Source organism: Bradyrhizobium sp. RP6, from assembly GCF_003837805.1.
Classification (GTDB): Bacteria; Pseudomonadota; Alphaproteobacteria; order Rhizobiales; family Xanthobacteraceae; genus Bradyrhizobium.
The window spans coordinates 191,505-207,152 of sequence record NZ_RQIT01000004.1 but is presented as its reverse complement, the minus strand read 5'-3'; the positions used below and the strand labels follow the sequence as shown (position 1 = coordinate 207,152).

Annotated in this window: 14 protein-coding genes; 4 read left to right on the top strand and 10 right to left on the bottom strand. The window is 57.1% G+C overall.

Annotated elements, in window-relative coordinates:
- Positions 1 to 18 precede the first annotated feature (18 nt).
- Positions 19 to 1,203 (top strand): OmpA family protein, encoded by a 1,185-nt coding sequence (locus EHH60_RS11900; protein WP_124159650.1) that lies wholly within the window; start codon positions 19 to 21, stop codon positions 1,201 to 1,203.
- Positions 1,204 to 1,984: 781 nt separating this feature from the next.
- Here EHH60_RS11900 and EHH60_RS11895 read toward each other — a convergent pair.
- Both EHH60_RS11895 and EHH60_RS11890 read right to left on the bottom strand, forming a co-directional pair.
- A complete protein-coding gene (locus tag EHH60_RS11895; RefSeq protein WP_124159649.1) occupies positions 1,985 to 2,536 on the bottom strand; it encodes a hypothetical protein in 552 nt (183 codons plus the stop codon).
- 899 nt (positions 2,537 to 3,435) lie between these two features.
- The gene (locus EHH60_RS11890) at positions 3,436 to 4,050 is read right to left on the bottom strand and encodes a hypothetical protein (RefSeq protein WP_124159648.1); all 615 of its coding nucleotides are present in this window, start codon (positions 4,048 to 4,050) and stop codon (positions 3,436 to 3,438) included.
- Between the two features lie 334 nt (positions 4,051 to 4,384).
- Here EHH60_RS11890 and EHH60_RS11885 point away from each other — a divergent pair, with 334 nt between their 5' ends.
- Positions 4,385 to 4,990, top strand: coding sequence for a recombinase family protein (locus tag EHH60_RS11885; protein WP_124159647.1), 606 nt, complete (start codon positions 4,385 to 4,387; stop codon positions 4,988 to 4,990).
- Positions 4,987 to 5,211, top strand: coding sequence for a WGR domain-containing protein (locus tag EHH60_RS11880; protein WP_124159646.1), 225 nt, complete (start codon positions 4,987 to 4,989; stop codon positions 5,209 to 5,211). Before EHH60_RS11885 ends, EHH60_RS11880 begins: the two co-directional genes overlap by 4 nt.
- An 89-nt stretch (positions 5,212 to 5,300) precedes the next feature.
- Here the strand turns inward: EHH60_RS11880 and qatD are convergent, their stop codons facing one another.
- The 5 genes from qatD to EHH60_RS11855 all read right to left on the bottom strand — a co-directional run bounded on the left by qatD (position 5,301) and on the right by EHH60_RS11855 (position 11,387).
- Entirely contained in the window at positions 5,301 to 6,035 is a 735-nt protein-coding gene (qatD, locus tag EHH60_RS11875; RefSeq protein ID WP_124159645.1) for a Qat anti-phage system TatD family nuclease QatD, read from the bottom strand.
- Positions 6,032 to 7,312, bottom strand: coding sequence for a Qat anti-phage system QueC-like protein QatC (qatC, locus tag EHH60_RS11870; protein ID WP_124159644.1), 1,281 nt, complete (start codon positions 7,310 to 7,312; stop codon positions 6,032 to 6,034). Before qatC ends, qatD begins: the two co-directional genes overlap by 4 nt.
- The gene (qatB, locus tag EHH60_RS11865) at positions 7,309 to 7,998 is read right to left on the bottom strand and encodes a Qat anti-phage system associated protein QatB (RefSeq protein WP_245454467.1); all 690 of its coding nucleotides are present in this window, start codon (positions 7,996 to 7,998) and stop codon (positions 7,309 to 7,311) included. The genes qatC and qatB overlap by 4 nt, the downstream gene beginning before the upstream one ends.
- Before the next feature lie 140 nt (positions 7,999 to 8,138).
- The gene (locus tag EHH60_RS11860) at positions 8,139 to 9,986 is read right to left on the bottom strand and encodes a KAP family P-loop NTPase fold protein (protein ID WP_124159642.1); all 1,848 of its coding nucleotides are present in this window, start codon (positions 9,984 to 9,986) and stop codon (positions 8,139 to 8,141) included.
- 222 nt (positions 9,987 to 10,208) lie between these two features.
- Complete coding sequence (locus EHH60_RS11855) at positions 10,209 to 11,387, bottom strand: Fic family protein (RefSeq protein WP_124159641.1); 1,179 nt, start codon at positions 11,385 to 11,387, stop codon at positions 10,209 to 10,211.
- 268 nt (positions 11,388 to 11,655) lie between these two features.
- Here EHH60_RS11855 and EHH60_RS11850 point away from each other — a divergent pair, with 268 nt between their 5' ends.
- Positions 11,656 to 13,065 (top strand): DUF2130 domain-containing protein, encoded by a 1,410-nt coding sequence (locus EHH60_RS11850; protein WP_124159640.1) that lies wholly within the window; start codon positions 11,656 to 11,658, stop codon positions 13,063 to 13,065.
- 137 nt (positions 13,066 to 13,202) lie between these two features.
- Here EHH60_RS11850 and EHH60_RS11845 read toward each other — a convergent pair whose 3' ends face one another.
- From EHH60_RS11845 to EHH60_RS11840, 3 genes are all read right to left on the bottom strand, one after another.
- Positions 13,203 to 13,559, bottom strand: a complete 357-nt coding sequence (locus EHH60_RS11845; protein ID WP_124159639.1) for a hypothetical protein — start codon at positions 13,557 to 13,559, stop codon at positions 13,203 to 13,205.
- A 133-nt stretch (positions 13,560 to 13,692) separates the two neighbouring features.
- Positions 13,693 to 13,845, bottom strand: a complete 153-nt coding sequence (locus EHH60_RS37100) for a hypothetical protein (protein WP_158626727.1) — start codon at positions 13,843 to 13,845, stop codon at positions 13,693 to 13,695.
- Between the two features lie 380 nt (positions 13,846 to 14,225).
- Positions 14,226 to 15,644, bottom strand: coding sequence for an SEC-C domain-containing protein (locus tag EHH60_RS11840; protein ID WP_124159638.1), 1,419 nt, complete (start codon positions 15,642 to 15,644; stop codon positions 14,226 to 14,228).
- Between the last annotated feature and the right edge of the window lie 4 nt (positions 15,645 to 15,648).

Below are 15,648 nucleotides of genomic sequence, written 5' to 3'. Positions count from 1 at the left end.
CCCTGAAAGGCATATGGCATGGCTATGAATGGCGAAATCATCCAGCAGCGCTCGTCCTACCGGCAAGGTCTTGTGCTCGGGCTTACAATGGCTGAGATCATGCTGTTGCTGGTGTTTTGCCTGCTGATCGTCCTGGCCACCTTTTTGAAGCGGGAGCAAGACAAGCGGGTAGTTGCTGAACAGAAGCTGCAACAGCAAATCGCGCAAAATCAACGCGACCGGGACACGGTCGCGTCCCTGCGCGAGAATTCGGCCGTTGCCGAGAGGCTAAGAAGCCTTTCGGGTCTTACCGATCCCCAGGAAATCGATAAGTATTGGCGGGAGCTGGTCGATAGCCAAACCGCGGTGGCCGACCTTGAGAAGAGCGGCGTGTCGATCAAGGAGGTCCGCAATCGAGTTGCAGATCTCGATAAACTGAAGGCGAGCGGGCTTGATGCGGACAAGGCCATCAAGAACGCCGACGCCATGAACGCAATCAACCGGGCGATGTCTAGACCTGGGAAGCTACCGGCTTCCACGTTGGAGATTCTAGAGGCGATCGAGCGAGGGCTGGTCTCTGCGCCAGCCGCCGGCGCCGCCGGTCACCAATGGCCGCCGATCATTACGTTGAGCGACGCTGCCGGTTATTCATTCAAAAGTGGGAGTGCGGAGCTTTCACAAAAGCTTATGGATGCGCTGACTGGAAAAACTCCTGAGGAAATCCTCGGCTACATCAAGAAATATGACGTCGACGTTATCGAGGTTGTCGGTCACACCGACGAACAGCCGTTGGGTGTTCGACCCACGAACCTAGACCGTGATCTCCCGTCAGTCCTCAAGGGCGCTTCGACTATCTCGACCTTAATTCCCGCCGACAACGCGGGGCTTGGGCTGGCGAGGGCCGTTTCAGTCGTTAGTGTGCTGCGGCAAAGCCAGTTACTGGCGCCCTATAAGCTCTTGCCGCTGTCGGGAGCTCAACTAGTCAACACCGACGAGACGTTAGCGATTGAGGGCGCCCCGCGCGACGACCCACAACGCCGACGCATTGAGATCCGACTGCGGAAGTCAGCGCTACGCGAGGTTACTTCAGCTATCCCGCTGGAGCCTGTCACTTCAACGCCGCCGCCTCTTCCGAGGCCGAGGCCTGTTCAAAAGCCACAGCCACTATCCCTTACGCCTCCTCCTAAGCCCGTCCGGGCTCCGTTGTGGACGCCCGGTAATTGATGATCTGGCGTGGCCTCCGGCCGGGCTTTAGGCTTCGCCCGGAGCCGCTGCGTCGTCTCCGCCCATCGAGGTGACAATCCCTCACGCGAGCCATTATGCACTCCTCGCCGGAGGCACTCGGTCAAGCATCTGCCTGCGGCACCGCTAGCACTGATGCGTGCGCCGGGTGCCTTCTTAACCGGTCTCGTCGTTGCAGTCGGTCCCGCGTCCCGCTTCGCGGCGCTATGCTGACGCTCTTGCGGCTGCATTGTTGCCGGCCTTCGCCCTGGCGCCGGCCTTCGCGGTGCCAAAGGTCGGAAAATAATTCGTCCAAGTGAACTAGCGCAGCCGATTTTTCGGTGATTATTAGTAGGCCCTCAATTGGAGGCTCACATGATCCAGATCAGCGTGCTTAGGTATCTTGTCGAGAGAGGCCCGGGCAGGACCGAGATCGAGCTGGCACGTGCCATACATGGCGAAAGCGCGTACCAGCAGCAGGTGAACCAAGACCTGCGGATGCTGGTCGATAGCGGAGATGTTGAACGCCGTGGCGGAGGGCCTGACGGATCCTATCGGTACTTTCCAGGTTAAGCTCAGACTTCTTCGCGATTTCACGCCGTCGCAACCGCCTCAAGGCCAAGCCTTCGGCGCTTCGCGGCCTTGACCCGGCTACGACGGCGAAACAGAGGCTCGCCATCGCAAGCCGGAATCCGGCTTAGCGATGCCACACACAGGCCGGGAAATTACGCGGCCGGCGATTCAGTTGAGCGTCAAGCTCACGGGCGCAGACTTCGGTGCATTGTCAGAAGCCGCGTTGCCATTTGTCGAGGCCAAAGATCTTGTCGCTTAGTTTGTGCATCTCAGAAATCCGCTTGGTCAGCGAGCCATCATCGAGCAGCCCACGTGCAAGTTTCTCAACGCGGGACAATTCTGCCTGATAGCTCGGTGAGGTCACCTGCTCCACGACCTTTTGGAAAGCAGATGACGTGACATAACCCATCGCCGCTTTGCCAACAGCAGAGTCCAACCACCTTTGGTGACGTTCGAAATCGGAAATCGGCGGCCAGCGGTCGCTGGTGGCGACGGGCCTAGTCGGGAAGTTCACACGCGCAGCCCGCTCACGTGCCGCGTTCAAGAGCTTTTCACTCTCGTTCTTCCATTTGCCTTGCAGCCGTCGCAGGAGAGTTGCCTCTGTGGCGTCCCACCCGCTCTGGCCCCTAATGATCCTGAGCATCGCGGTGGTCGGCTTCAATTGAGGATCTTTAACGATCGCGTCGGCCACGCGATCGAGAATCGGCCCATCATTCTTACCTGAGCCTTTGGGGCGCCCGCGTCCGCGCTTCGCATTGGTCATGATGATTCTCCTGTTCCATCCGTGCCTCAGATTGACGCGCGCGTTCCTGGACCGCCAGCGAGATGATTTGAGCAGAGCAAAGATAATAGCGAAGAATAACAACGAGCTGGGATCGGTCTGCGAGGATAATTCCTAGCCGCTCAAATTATTCTCGTTCGAAAATGGCTGTGCTGCCCAGGAAAGGCCTAGATCCACTCGCCCGATTGGATCCAGTGATTCGTCGGTCATATTTTGAGGAGGTTTAGATGCGCCGGTTTACCGTCCGAGAAACATCGCCTGGGATCAATCACATGGAGCCGGGCAAGCCAATCTATTGGCATTGGTCGGTTGAAGCACCCACCGCAGCGGCGGCAGAGGCCCTGATCCGGCAAGCGAACACTGGCGGCCGAGATCAAACGGTTGTGCCGCGCTTGGGCTAAAGGCCTCTCGACGGCCTAGCGTTCCTCGGTCGGGTGGACCCATTTGTAGGGCGTAATGCTCCGCGCTTCAGTAAGTTTGATCATGTGCACCGGCGGGGCATAGCGACCCTTACGTCACGATCGGCACTTGAGGGAAGCTTCAAGCTTCCAGATCGGCGTGTCGCCTGGCCGGCGGATCGCAACGAAGGTTTGCGCCCTCTGATTGGCGACGAGCTTCCTGGTGGTAGCTCTGCAATGTGGTTTTCCGATCTTGCCCGTGCACTTAATGCGCGGGAAAGATACCGCGAGAACGTACGCAGCATTTATCCAAAGATGCAGTGGCCTCGCGACAAGGTCGTTTGACTCGCAGAGCTATGTTCGCATAACCAAAATCGGGCTTACCTGTATCGAAGAACAACGGGTGTCGCTTGATTTACAAACTGCATTTTTCTTGGCACCATAAAACTCGAGGTTTGCCTTTTTCCTTCATTCCCTAACACGTTAGCTGAACAAGGCGAGCAATGGAGCCCAGACTCCCGAGCTGGCCACGGCATTTCCAAGAGCTCCGCCAAGTGCGCCTTCAATAATAGTTTTCAGTGATTTGCCAGCAGCTGTTACAATTCCGTTGTCTGGTTCGTTATCTACTAACTGCGCTTCGATCGTGGCGATAGCCTTGTCTGCTTTTTGACGATTCGATGCATCCAGTTGAAGGTCTCCGACATGCTGCTTGTAAAGATCGACGATCGCTCGGAGGTCGTTAGCTGTCATATTGTAGTTCGTTGCCTGAACGCCGTGACCACCCGCAGCAATGTGCTGAAAAGGCGAGTTGTGGACCGAGCCGATGTTGTAAGTAGTCGAGCCACCCGGGTTCTGGCCTGCTCTCGCCTGAACTCGTTGGCGTGCTGTCGAAGCCAGGTCCACAAACATGACCGCCCCGGTTACATTGAGAATGTCGCCCGCGTCCTCAAGGGCCTGCGCGGCATCGAACAATCGATCCCGACCCCACTCGGGCAAAAAATGCATCTGAGCTTCCCAAATCGAGGGCCGCTTGCCTGTCGAGAGCTGCCGCGCATGGAGCGCATCGAGCAGTGTTTCCTTATCTTGATCAACGGACATGCCGCTCCCCCATCTGGCAGAAGATCTACCTCCGACACTAACAATCGAATTGTGGGAATCAAGAGATATCAACCTTGAGTTAAACTCATCTGATGGACTCGGTCATTCCGCACTGCACCCGCACGGCGGGCTACTGACGTTTGTTGGCGGCCCCGCGCGCGTAAGAACTGCGATCGGTGGAAGTGACGCCTTGCCCACTAGTTCCTTTGAGGTGCACTCTAATGACACACTGCGGAGCCTCAAAGAATGTGTGTCATTAGAGTTTATTTCGGAATTTCTTGACAGGTGAGTCATCAAGTCTCAGACTTCCTGCCACAGAATGAAAGCGTAGGAGTTGACGGGACAGATTGTCGGTTATGTACGGGTCAGCACACTCGATCAGAAGACCGATCGTCAACTCGTCGGCATCGAACTCCACCGCACGTTCAGTGACCGCGCCTCGGGCAAGGACACCGATCGGCCAGAGCTGGCGCAGATGGTTGCCTATGTACGGGAAGGGGACACTGTCGTGGTCCATTCAATGGACCGCCTGGCCCGTAACCTCGAAGATCTCCGTCGCCTGGTCCGGGAGCTAACCGGGAAGGGCGTCCGGATTCAGTTTCTGAAAGAGGGCCTTACTTTCACGGCTGAGTCGTCGCCGATGTCGCAGCTCCTTCTCAACGTCATGGGCTCGTTTGCGGAATTCGAGCGGGCGCTCATCCGGGAGCGCCAGCGCGAGGGCATCGCCATTGCAAGGGCCAGGGGCATTTGCAAGGGGCGTCAAGCTGCATTGAGCCGGGCCCAGGTCGAAGAGTTGCTCATTCAGGTCAAGGCCGGCAGCAAGAAATCAGCGCTCGCGCGAGAGTTTGGCGTGAGCCGCGAGACCGTTCATCGCTATTTGCGCGAGGCCAAGTCCGCAGCGCAGGTCAACCAGAAACAAGAAGAGGAGGAAGTGGCATGACCGCTCTAATGCTCACTCGTGGGGACAAACTCCGCAACGTCGCGCGGTTCTACAAATTGGACGTTCAGCCGACGCTGTTCGGCGAATGGTCCCTGGTAAGGGAATGGGGGCGCATCGGCCGCGCCGGCAGAGTGTATATCGAGACCCATTCCACGCGTGGACTAGCGGACATTGCTGCTGTCTCGAACAGGACGCGGAAGCTCAGGCGTGGCTATCGCTAATTGCAGAATCGCAAAATCGTGTAATCGCATTTGTGGCGGACACGCGATGATCGTGCCCGATCGACGTGAGGGTAGTGCGACTTAATCGACTAACGGACCGGTGCAACGAGTTCTCGGAAATTGCTGAGAAGAATTGAACTAGCTTCCTCTGGCGAGACTTGCCAGATTTTGGCTATTTCACCCTCGGCTTCACAGACGTCCCAGGGCATCAATGGCGTTGCACCGCGTTGAGCAAATGGGCTGTCCGTCTCGGTGAGCACCCGATGCCGCGGCATCTCGGCAACCAGTTGCCGTCCTTTCTTGCTGACGAGCATGGCTGGTCCGACACTGAACCAAAGGTCCATGTCTACCGCTCGTTTTAGCTCGCTCATCGAGCCGGAGAACCAGTGTAGAATACACGGTCCGGCAGAGGGATGAGCTGCGATCGCGTCCAGAACAGGCGTTGCTGCGCGACGGCTATGAACTGAGATAATTTTCCCGCCCGCTCTTCCGCAAGCTTTCAAGATGTGGTCGAAAACCCGCTTCTGATGCTGTTGATGTTTTGCGAGTTCGGGGCTGCCATCCAGCCCAACCTCTCCAACGTACTTAGTCTGGGGCAAGAACCGGTCGAAAAGCCCTAGCTCATTTTCGCGTTCGTGAGCAATTTGAGGATGAAGGCCCAAAGCGACTCTAATGCGATCCCCGCCGTAGGAAAGTTCTCGGGACCGCGGCCAAGCGCTTGGCGTCGTTGTGACGGATAGGACATACAAATTGTGGGCTCGGCACTTTTCGGCGATCGCAAAAGGTTCGGGGAACAGATCCAGATGACAATGGAAATCTATCACTTTACCCCGGCTACCTTCAGAAAACGCCCTAGCTCACTCAGGCCCCGACGTACCACATCCTTGTAAGGAGATGTATCAGGAATAAAGCGTGACGAGAGACTGCTTCCCAGCCATGCGTCGAGACCATCCGCTTTGACTGTCGCTACGGCTAGGCCGGCCGCACGCACGTCGTCAAAGCCCGAATGATGCAAGTCCGCAGGCGAAAGATCGTCATAGACGTAGGGTGTCTTGTCCGCCTTTTTCCATTCGCGAAACGATGCCCGTCTTATGAGACAAGGAACGCAACGCCCGCAATGTGTGAAGCCATTCCTAGCATATCGTCCGCAACTCGTCGTATTGCTAGCAAATTTCCGCAAAAACACCTGATCAGCGCATTCTTTGAGCATCTGCCCTTTTGTTTTGAACTGATAGGGATTCTCCAGCTTCACCGACATGCCGGCAGCGTCCAAAAGTGTTTGCAGAAGCGTCATATAGATCGGATGCGTTGTTCGTGTGCTGAGGCTTCCAAGGCGCATCGGGGTTAAAGGCGGATTGATCGATATAAAGCCGTTCTCACAAACGTATAGCGTGACACGCTTGCCTAAGTGATACTGCTTCAGAGAAGTCGCAAGCAAAATGCCATACGCAAAGAAAATGATTGAGCGCGCCCGCTGCGAACGTTCATTCTCTTGCGGGCAGGTTATCACGTGATTGAGCTGAAGATGGCTGAGGCCGCCTGCAATCTTCGACGCAAAGTATTTCTGTTTTTGCTTGTCGCCTACCGAGACCTGACTGACGAGATATGGTCTCTTGCCATTTTTAGCGGTGAGATCGATCGCGCCTATAAAGCTATCCAAGCCGCCTGACAACAGTGCCACACAATCTTCGTCGGGCATTTTGGGAGTTTTGGGCGGGGCAGGTAAAATGCCGCCTGGAAGGAACTTCAATGACCAAATATCGGTAGTCAAAAACTGTAGTGCTTGATGTAGGAGATCGAGATGTTTCGCCCAGAATTTGGGGTCGGCTACAGCGATCTGGATTTCAATCTCTCGTGTCCAACCGTCTGGGCTTGTATCGCGGCGGACGGCGGTATCGGCAGCCAAGACTGCAAGTGCAATCGTCAGGAAATCCCATGCACGAGGCTCCGGCTTCAACTCCAGCCTTTTGAAAATCTCCTTGATGTTGGCGCCAGCGCCCCCGCGTCTTTGCGTGTCTGGATGACCGTAGAGAACAACTTCCAAATCGCGCACTGACCCGACTTTGAAACCCAAATCCAGCGGCGCGCACAGCAACCTCATTCTTCCGCCTCCCCAAAAACCTCAAAAGTTTGTTGGATCGCTTGCCGAACGATGCCAGCCACAGTGCGGGGATTGAGGCTAGCTCCGGCCTTTCTGATCTCACGAAAGCGAGCAGCAACGGTCTGCTTCACGTAGTTTTTGACCTCGCGAAGCCGACTTAGGTAAGTTGTGATATTTGGAGCATTGTTCTGTATAGCCTTACCTACGTTGAGTTCGAGCTGATTAAAAACATCAAGCGCGGTGTACCGCTCGACAATAAACAGCCGTTCCTCCTCTGAAAGATTCAGCAGGTCCGCATTCGGATATTGATCCAGAAGGTCGGCTGATAAGGCGCCCTGCAGCGCATCTCTTGCGGTTTCGGCATCTTGGGTGCCATCAACAGGGCGGACGCTTTCAACGATCGCCGTAATGATCTGTTCGACCGAACGCCCTTGAAGCGAATTGCGGTCTTCGCCCGAAGCAAGGGCATTGGTTTGCCCCGAGGCAAGGCCCGACAATGCGCCGTAGAGAGCCCCTCCAGTTCGGGCGGTCGCGCCCATCCGCTGCGCAGCGACACTGCCGCCACCTATCCCCTTGCGCGCATAGTGTCCAATGCCTCGTCGCATGTCGGCCGCCGAACCGGTCTTGGCAAAGCTGCCGAGACTTGTACGAGCCGCGCCGAAGCGCCTTGCGGGTGCGATCAACACATTAGGCGGCTGTGGGGTGTTCGGAACGGGTTGTGGTGGCGACGTCTCTGATGCTCCCGCCGGGGCCACCGGTTCGGGAGCCCAGGGAGGCACCATCGGTACATTGCTTGGAGAGCCCGTGCTGGATTTAGAGGTACCCATCAGCGTTTGCCCTGGGCGGTGATTGCCCGCTTTACGTTGGACGCGACGCTGGCGCCTTGCCAGTGAGAGAATAGCTCCCGCGACCATGTCTGGTCGGCGATCTTCGGGATAAGGCTTGGTGTGATCTGCGATGACGGTCTTTCCCTTAGAAACGCTGCAAGGCGGCTTCCTAACGCCGGATCTGCATCTGTTACGGCCAGTGCTGCTTCGAGAATGGCGGGCGTACCCCAGGATTGCTCTTGGAGAGCCTTTCCAAGAACACGGTCCATGAGAATGGCTGTTTCCGTGCGGGGGAGCTTAACAAGCCGGTCGCCTATCGAGCCTGCCATATCTGGATTTTCGAGCAGGGCCGTCAAAAGGTCTGCACCCTCAGAAGACAGACGGTCCTCTGGGAGAATTAATGGAGCATGCTCTCTACCAACATACAGGATGCCTCGTAGGTCCATGTCCGCAAGGGGCGGGTCAATGGCCAGCCACTCGGTAACGAATGGATCATCCCAGGGTATTTCTAGTTTTAGCTCTTCTCCGCCGCGAGCCTTGTCTTCCCACGGTTTGAGGAAGCTTGGCCTTCCACCACCGTCAGATGTGACAGCTTGGGTGAGCTTCGAATACGCGGCCGGTGCAGCGCACCGCTCGAATAGCAGGACCTTTGCTAATGCAGCCTCGTCAACGCCCACACCGTGGGCCTTCGAAATGGCCATGCGGATAGACAAAGCGTTGAGGACGCGCTTGATGAGACGCGGGTTTCCAGCAATTTGCGATGCGGATGTCATCAACGGCGCGAGCCGATCGGCCGCGTCTAGCCGCGCCACGAGGTCCTGAGGAAGATTTGAGTGAATCGTTTGCATGAAAGCGCGATCAACGCGTCGTCCTCGCCATGTTTGGCTGAGTTGTTCGCAGACCCTCTTCCGTATTGCTTCTTTATCCTCCTTCGACAGACTGCTATTCTCTACAAAGAGAAGCATAAGATAGGCTCGGACTTCTTGAGTGCCGAGTGGGGGAACACGGATTGGGACTTGGATGAGTTTGTCGAAGTAGCTGGTGACGAGAGCATCGTCGACGCCGTCAAAGTGCTTTTTGACGGCGTGTCGGATCATTGCGTCATCCGCCGCAATGACGAACGCCGTATTCTGAAGAAAGAGAAAGAGGCGAATGGCTTCGAGTGTTGATATTGTCGTTTCGGGGAGGCATCGATCGAGGTCGTCAATCAGAACGACGAGTGTCACGCCCATTTCCCTGAGCGCTTCCTCGAAACATTTGCGGATCGCATGAATTTCTTTTGGCGGCGAAGTATCGCTGTGGGGCTTGAGAAAACCTGAGGCGGCTTCCGCTACCTGCAAAGCGTCGCTAGCAACTGTCTTGGCGTCGGCAGCCGAGAGATTGCCACTTACGGCCTTCTTTCCCAGTTCGAAGATTTCGCCAATCAGGCCCGGCGGCACCCCTCCAAGCGCAACTGAGGCAGCTGTCCCGATGCCGGCCTTGGCTATCCGAAGCCAATCAACGCGCTTCAGCAATTCGACGGTTTTATCAACACCTGTCTTTCTTGTATCGGCTTCCGATCGCAGGGTGCCGGCAATGACCTCCAGTAATGCGGCGCGAGCATCATCGTACCCCTGATAGAGCCAGGCATTGAATTCGACGAAGACGAATTTGCCCGTCTGTCCCTCGGGCCGCTGTTCAAGTGCGTTTCGGACAAGTCGTATCATTGACGACTTGCCACTTCCCCACGCGCCGGAAACGCCGATCGATATAGGTCGTCCTTGCGCTTGTACGATGATCTCAGCGACAGTATCGGAAACGCCGGTAAAATTTAAAAAATCGCGGTTAGTATCGTTGTCAGCCCACATGTGATTTTGAACGGCTTTTGCCCCATTGCAATGCCTGCACGGTCCCGACCAATTTCGTCGACCTGCTCTCGGTTGATGCCGTCCTCCCCCGACAGTTAGTAGATCACACGGGGGGGTTGTATTGCAATCCGGTATTGTGCAGAGGACTTGCTGCGGTGCACGGCGGTAAAACGGCTGCTTAACCCAACCGGATGAATTGATGTAGTGTAGGTTTTGAGGCGTCTAAGTTGCGGATGTCTCGGTGCCTTGATTGAGGATGTCGAGATATCGAACGTAAGCGTAGATGCGGCGCCGTTGCTTGGCGGTGATCTCGCGGACGATCCCTAATTTCTCCAAATGCTCCATTGCCTTTGCCACGGTGGGTTTCGAGAGACCCAGTTCTTTGGTGGTTGCGGGCACAGACAGAAGGGGGCGCTTTTGCAGTAGTTCGTGCACGCGTAACGTTGATGCTGCGGGGCGGCCGAGCGCAGATATAGCGCGGCGATCCTTCTCGAACAGTTCGAGGAGCTGGCGGGCGGTCTCTGTCGCCTGGGTTGCGGTTTCGACCACGCCTTCGAGGAAGAATATGATCCAGCTTTCCCAATCGCCGGTCTCGCGGACGCTCTGGAGAAGCTCGTAATATCGCTTTCGATGGGTTTTGAAGTAGAGGCTCAGATAGAGCACGGGCTCTTTGAGCGCACCGGCTTCGCAGAGCAGGAAGGTGATGAGCAGGCGACCAAGACGGCCGTTGCCGTCTAGGAACGGGTGAATAGTCTCAAACTGGACGTGGGCCAGGGCGGCTTTGATCAGAAGGGGAATGCCTTGGTGCTCGGCGTGGAAAAAACGCTCCAGCTGATCCAGGCATTGCATCACCAGGTGCGGAGGAGGAGGGACGAATGTCGCGTTACCGGGGCGCGTGCCGCCAATCCAGTTCTGGGACTGCCGAAATTCGCCTGGCTGTTTGGTGCTTCCTCTTCCGGAGCGCAGCAGAACGCCGTGGATTTCTTTGATCAGCCGCAGCGACAGGGGGAAATGATCCGAGCGCAGGCGCCTCAAACCGTGATTGAGAGCGGCGACATAGCTCGACACCTCCTCGACGTCATCGATCGGAGCGTGAGGAAGTTCGTCGGCTTCGAAGAGCAGGAGGTCGGAGAGCGAGGACTGCGTGCCTTCAATTTGGGAGGACAGGACCGCCTCCTTCTGAACGTACATGTAGATAAAGAGAGGCGGGGCAGGTAGAACGGTCGTTACGCCGTCCAGGCGGCCCAAGGCAGCCGTCGCCCGATCCAATAGGTCGACGAGCTTGACCAGATCAATGGGCGGGACCGGCGGGAGCGGGGGTGGTAGGAAGGCGCGAACGACCTCGCCGCTAACCGCGCTTTCAATAAAAGTACCCAGACGGGTTCCCGTCTCATTGGCCAAGCAAGCTATCCTTTCCTTACGATTCACGTAAGTAAAGGATAATGACTTTTCCTTTCCTTAGATACCTTGGCGCTTTTGGTTTAGGCAGCTTTCTCTGCGATCCCGCCGCATAGGGCATGAAAGCCGGGGAAAATGCCCGGAATGCCGGCTCCTTGCTTGACCGCGAAAACAGGCGCGTTCTAATTTTGTTCTCAGTGACGGGACCGATTCTGTCGGCCCTTAGCTTCATTTGAATGACAACAGCAGCGCCTTTAGCCGGCCAGGACCTATGCACGAGATCATCTGTCCCCACTGCGACAAGGCCTTCAAGGTCGATGAGTCCGGCTACGCAGATATCCTGAAGCAGGTCCGCGACGCGGATTTCGCACAGCAGCTTCACGAACGGCTGGAACTGGCCGAGCGCGATAAGCAGAGCACGGTGGAATTGGCCAAAGCCCAGGTCCGCAACGATCTGCAGAAGACTGCGGCCGCCAAGGACGCCGAGATTCTGGAGTTGAAGTCCAAGCTTGAGGGAAGTCAGGTCGCCCAGAAGCTTGCCGTCAACGAAGCGCTCAGCGCCGTGGAAAAGGAGCGGGACAGGCTCGCGAGCGCGCTGGCTGAGTCCGAGCGCGAAAAGCAAGCCGCCTCGGAGCTCGCTGAAGCGCTCCTTGCCACTGAGCAGCACAAGATCAGGGCTGCCAAGGAAAAAGAAATCCAGGAATTGAAGTCCAGGCTTGAGGCCGCCGAGCTTCAGAAGAAGCTCGCCGTGACCGAGGCGGTCGGCGTCCTTGAGAAGGAGCGCGACGAGCTGAAGAACGGGATCAAGCAGGCCCAGCTTGAGAAGCAGCTTTCCGAGCAGTCGCTCAAAGACAAGTACGAAACGCAGATCAAGGATCGCGACGACGCGATCGAGCGCCTGAAGGACATGAAGGCCCGCCTATCGACCAAGATGGTGGGTGAGACCCTCGAACAGCACTGTGAGACCGAGTTCAACCGCGTGCGGTCGATGGCCTTTCCGCGGGCGTATTTCGAGAAGGACAATGACGCGCGGACCGGCAGCAAGGGCGATTACATCTTCCGTGACTCGGACGAGGCGGGGACTGAGATCATCTCGATCATGTTCGAGATGAAGAACGAAAGCGATAGGACCGCCACGAAGAGCAAGAACGAAGACTTCCTTAAGGAACTTGACCGGGATCGGGCCGAGAAGGGCTGCGAGTATGCCATCCTGGTTTCATTGCTTGAGCCGGACAACGAACTCTACAACGCCGGCATTGTTGACGTCTTCCACCGCTACCCGAAAATGTATGTCATCCGGCCGCAGTTTTTCCTGCCGATGATCACGCTTCTGCGGAATGCGGCGAGCAATTCGCTTAAGTACAAGAGCGAACTGGCGCTCGTGAAGGCGCAGAATATCGACATCACCCAGTTTGAGAACCAGCTTGAGACCTTCAAGACGGCGTTCTCGAAGAACTACGATCTGGCCTCCAGGCACTACCAGACGGCGATTGCCGAGATCGACAAGTCCATCGACCATCTTCAGAAGACGAAGGATGCCTTGATAGGTGCAGATCGCAACCTGCGCCTCGCAAACGACAAGGCGCAAGACGTGACGATCAAGAAGCTGACCCGGGGCAATCCGACCATGGCGGCGAAGTTTGAAGAGCTTAAGAACCCGCCCGCTGAAGCCGCGGAGTGAGGCTTCAACCGTCAGGTAGAGATAGCGCGCCGTAAAACCGTATCGCCGCATTCACGATTTTCAGCCCTGAACTCCGGACAGTTGAAATGCAGCGGGTCAACAGAGGGGCGCTTATTGACGGGCTCAAACTTGAGATCTCAAACAGCTTTCCCTTTCTTCAGGGCGAAACATTCGATGAGTGGATATCCCGGGCGAACCAGCTGCTGAATCCATCTCAGCGCGCCATGCTCGCGGCCAGCATTGGTAAAGTGCAGCGCAAGCTGGTTGCGGCGCGCTCCACGCAGAAGCGGACGTGGATCGCCACGGCCCGCCTGGAATTCCAGCCAGGGCGCCGGCACGCCTGCTTTATTTGCGGAGAATTCGAGTCGATCGTCCAGGCGCACCACGTTGTGCCCTTGAACGAGCAGTTCGAGCACGGCTTCGACAAGGCCGATCATGAATTCGAGTGGCTTTGCCCGAACCATCACGCCATCGTGCACCTCTGCATCGATCATAGCGCGTCGAGCCAAAGCTTGGGGCGTCGGGTCGCGCCCAGCATGGCCGACGTGCCCCTAGGGCACTTTGACAAGCTGTGGGATCTGATTGGCCGTTCCGGACGAACGACGCCGCGGCCTCACCAGCTTGGTGCTAGCCGGTCGGCGGCCTCTCCGAGATCATCCGCGAGAACGCCGTAATCTCCTCGAGATCAGGGAATTCGTCGCTCTCACGACCCCACCAGCTCTGCGCGTCCTTATAAAAGATATGCAGGAACTTGTGATGGCGGTCATAGAATTCCGACATATTCAGCTTCGGTCGCTTGATCCCGGCATGCGCGATCGCAATGTTTCTGGCGCGGCGAAATTCTGCAGGTAACGTCGGTGGAATTCTCTCTGGAAATGCACTGATGTGATTTTCCCAACCCGGGGCCGTTCCGTCGAAGATCGCATCCCGCCTCTTCTGTAATGACCTCTGCAGATAGCTAGCGATATGCGATATACTTGTCAGCCTCGACAGCTTGCATCGAACTGGCATCATTCCGGTCACGGGCAATGGCGCAAAGCGCAAACTCATACAGGTGATGGACGAATCTCGCGTAGGCGTCATAGGCCTTGTAAGCCCGGCGCCGATCCTGTCCCCGCATGATGAGGTCTTCTCCGGCAGAGGCGAATTGCCTGAGGGCCTCATCGCATCTTCTCAGTCTCGGGCTTCTTCTTGGCCTTCTTGCGCGCGAAATAATTGATGATGGCGTTGAAATTAATGCCGATACCCGCGATGTTCGGCTCCAGCAGGAAGAAGTTGGACACCGTCGCGAGCCCGCCGTCTGGCGTGCTGTCAGCTTTCGCCTCAATCGAGGCTTTGCCGCTTGCGAGCGTCTCGGTCACACGGAGCAACAGGTTGAGTCGCCGCTCATTGAACAGCGGCTCGGCCGTTCCCAGCGACTGGAGCAGGGTCCTTGCCTCGGTCAGCCGCTCCGGTGCGGCCGACCAGATCGCAATCGCAGCATAGGCGAAGACGAAATCCTCGAATTCATGACGCGGCAGGGTCTCCCGCTTGACCGCGTCGATCTCCTTGCTCGCGGCCTCGATCTGCTTACGGTAGAGCAGGCACTCCGCCAGATGGACCTTGTCGAGGTCAGAGGTTCCGAGCTGAACGGCTTCCCGGTAAGCGCGCTCCGCCTGCTCCCACTCATCGGCGTACCGGTAGCTGTCGCCCAATTCGCGCTGCAGTGCGGCCCTGCCGGCCTGCGTCCAGTTGTCCTCAAGCAGCAGCGCGTGAAACTGCGCTGCGGAGTCCTTTAGCAACCGCTTGTCGCGCCGCAGGTTACCCTGCAGCTGTAGGAGAAGGCCGAAGAGGTGCCGCTCATATGGTCCAAGCGGGTCATCGGCCTCGGTGTCTTTCACGATGTCGAGGACCTCGGCCAAGATCTGCTCGGCCGTCTCGGTGTCTCCGATCATCAGGTATTGAACCGCCTTCGCTCCGCGATACTGGAGCTGATTATCGCGGTCCTCGTCGAGTTCGAGAATGCGGTCGAGGATCTCCATTCGCGCCGCGAACGGCTGATCGTCGAACTCAAGGTCGACGTATAATTGCAGCAGCTCAAGGTCCGTTTCCGTCTTCGTGATCGGACCCGCCTTCGCCAACTCCCGCCGGGATTCCTCCCGGTCCTCGCCGGGAGTGAGATAGTACATGGCTCGGTAGTAGATGATTTTCCTGTACCACGACGCGTGCTGAATATTGGTGCGCAGCCGGTCCAGCGTCGCCAGCCAATCCTTCGTGAGGCCGAGGCGGAAATACAGCCACGACAGGCGAGAAACGTAGGCGCCGAGGGCATTCACATCGATCCGCAACAGCTCAGGCCCGACGCTGATCCGGCCCAGCGCGGGCGCGGTATTGGTCTTGTGCCAGATTGTATATTGCGTGATGTCCGCGCGCGTCGCGATCAGCGCCCGCTCCAGGTTGTTGTCCTTGATCGCCTGATCGTAGGCCGTGCCGATGTCAAAGCCTTGCAGCCGTTGCCAGCAGCACTCCTTGTACTTCTTCCCAGACGCACAGGGGCATGCCTCGCTCCATTTTGGCTTCCACATCGGGCGTTTCGGCATTCTG